Source organism: Sulfuricella sp. T08, assembly GCF_000971475.1.
Classification (GTDB): Bacteria; Pseudomonadota; Gammaproteobacteria; order Burkholderiales; family Sulfuricellaceae; genus Sulfuricella.
This window is the reverse complement of sequence record NZ_DF967534.1, coordinates 1-2,470: the sequence shown is the minus strand read 5'-3', so window position 1 is coordinate 2,470 and position 2,470 is coordinate 1. Positions and strand designations below refer to the sequence as shown.

Annotated in this window: 2 protein-coding genes; both read left to right on the top strand. The window is 55.0% G+C overall.

The features are described 5' to 3' along the window. The first annotated feature begins 105 nt into the window (after positions 1–105). Positions 106–1,626 (top strand): IS21 family transposase, encoded by a 1,521-nt coding sequence (gene istA, locus SCT_RS08075; RefSeq protein ID WP_059421430.1) that lies wholly within the window; start codon positions 106–108, stop codon positions 1,624–1,626. Beyond that, positions 1,616–2,398: an IS21-like element helper ATPase IstB gene (istB, locus tag SCT_RS08070; RefSeq protein ID WP_059421428.1), complete on the top strand. Its 783-nt coding sequence runs from the start codon at positions 1,616–1,618 to the stop codon at positions 2,396–2,398. The genes istA and istB overlap by 11 nt, the downstream gene beginning before the upstream one ends. The last annotated feature ends 72 nt before the right edge of the window (positions 2,399–2,470 follow it).

Here is a 2,470-nt window from a genome sequence, read left to right as displayed (position 1 = left end):
TGTTGATTTGCGTTTAAAACTGACCCACTAACCATAGAGATTTGCATGGAATTTTGACCCACGTTTATACACTGACCTACTCGGGAACGAGTGGGAGGATCAGGAGTGATTAACGTGGCGTTATTAAGTGTAATCAGGCGCTGGTACCTGCGGGATGGCATGGCCATACGTGAAATAGCCAGGCGAACGGGGTTGTCCCGCAACACGATCCGGAAGTATCTGAGCACGGGGATCGTGGAACCGAAATACCCTGAGCGACATAGTCCGAGCAAGCTCGACACGTTTGCGCCGAAGCTGGCCTCATGGCTGAAGACGGAAGCCAGCAAGAATCGCAAGCAGCGCCGGAATCTCCGGCAGATTTATGCAGATCTTGTCTCGCTGGGCTACGAAGGCTCCTATGACCGAGTGGCCGCCTTTGCCAGGGACTGGAGGCAAGCGCAGCAAGAAGCAGCAAGGACTTCCGGGCGAGGCACATTCATTCCGCTGACCTTTTCCCCGGGCGAAGCCTTCCAGTTCGACTGGAGCGAAGACTGGGCCGTCATTGCCGGCGTCAAGACCAAGCTTCAGGTCGCCCAGCTCAAACTCTCCTACAGCCGGGCTTTCTTCCTGCGGGCCTATCCATTGCAAACCCACGAAATGCTGTTCGATGCCCATAACCATGCCTTTCGAGTGATAGGTGGTATTCCCCGGCGAGGCATCTACGACAATATGAAGACAGCCGTGGATAGGATCAGGAAAGGTAAAGCCCGTGACATCAATGCACGTTTCCAGGCCATGGTCAGCCACTACCTGTTCGAAGCCGAGTTCTGCAATCCTGCTTCTGGTTGGGAGAAAGGCCAAATCGAGAAGAATGTTCAGGATTCCCGGCACCGTATCTGGCATGGCGCACCGGCCTTCGAGAATCTGGCCGCACTCAATGTATGGCTGGAGCAGCGTTGCATGGCGCTCTGGGGTGAGCTTAATCACCCTGAATTGCCGGGTACCATCGCTGAGGCATGGGCCGAGGAGCTGCCTCAACTCATGGCGATTCCTGCCTCTTTCGATGGTTTTGTCGAACACACTAAGCGCGTCTCACCGACCTGCCTGATCAACTACGAGCGCAACCGCTATAGCGTCCCGGCCTCTTTCGCCAATCGTCCGGTCAGCCTGCGTGTCTATGCCGATCATCTTGTTGTGGCCGCAGAAGGCAACGTGATTGCCGAACACGTTCGCATCATCGACCGACGGCACGATTTCAGCCACACCATCTACGATTGGCGGCACTACCTCTCTGTCCTGCAACGAAAGCCAGGTGCGTTAAGGAACGGCGCCCCCTTTGCCGAATTCCCAGACGGATTCAAGCGCCTCCAGGCGCAACTACTGAAGCGACCGGGGGGTGATCGGGAAATGGTCGAGATCCTCGCGCTCGTTCTGCACCACGATGAGCAGGCTGTCCTGACTGCCGTTGAGATAGCTTTAGATTCCGGCGTGCCCTCCAAGCAGCACGTGTTGAATCTGCTGGGTCGCTTGGTGGAATTGCCCCCGCCGGCACCGATTGTTGCGCCGCAGGCACTGTCGTTGAAGATAGAACCCATGGCCAACGTGACACGTTACGACGACCTGCGGGAGGTGCAAGATGCAGCCTGATGCCATGGTAATGACGCTCAAAGCGCTTAAGCTCTTCGGGATGGCACAAGCCGTTGAGGAACTGGCTGCCCAAAGTTCGCCCGCGTACCTGAATGCGCAATCGATTCTCGATAGCCTGCTCAAGGCAGAGCTGGCCGAGCGTGAAGTCCGATCCGTGAATTACCAGATGAAGATTGCTCGTTTCCCCGCTTACCGAGATCTCTCTGGCTTTGATTTCTCGCAAAGCGTCGTCAATGAAGCCTTGGTGCGTCATCTGCATCGTGGGGAATTCATGGCATCAGCACACAACGTGGTGCTGATCGGTGGCCCAGGCACCGGAAAGACTCATCTGGCCACGGCAATCAGTGTGCAGGCAATCATGCATGCCCACCAGCGTGTCCGATTCTTCTCGACGGTGGATCTGGTCAACGCTCTGGAGCAGGAGAAATTGGCCGGCAAGCAAGGGCAGATTGCTCACCGTCTGGTACATGCCGACCTGGTGATCCTCGATGAACTTGGCTATCTGCCGTTTAGTCAGAACGGCGGGGCCTTATTGTTTCATCTGATGAGCAAGCTCTATGAGAAGACCAGTCTGATCATCACGACCAATCTGAGTTTCTCAGAATGGGCCAGTATTTTTGGCGACCCCAAGATGACGACTGCGCTACTAGACCGACTAACCCATCACTGCCATATCGTCGAAACCGGCAACGAGAGTTATCGTTTCAAAAACAGTTCAACCAAGACCAGCAAAGAGAAGGAGGTGAAGACTAGAAATCCATCTGTAACTTGAGCCATACTGTGGCTTATCGGGTGGGTCAATTTTCAGTGCAAATCCCGGGTCAATATTCGGCGCAAATTAACA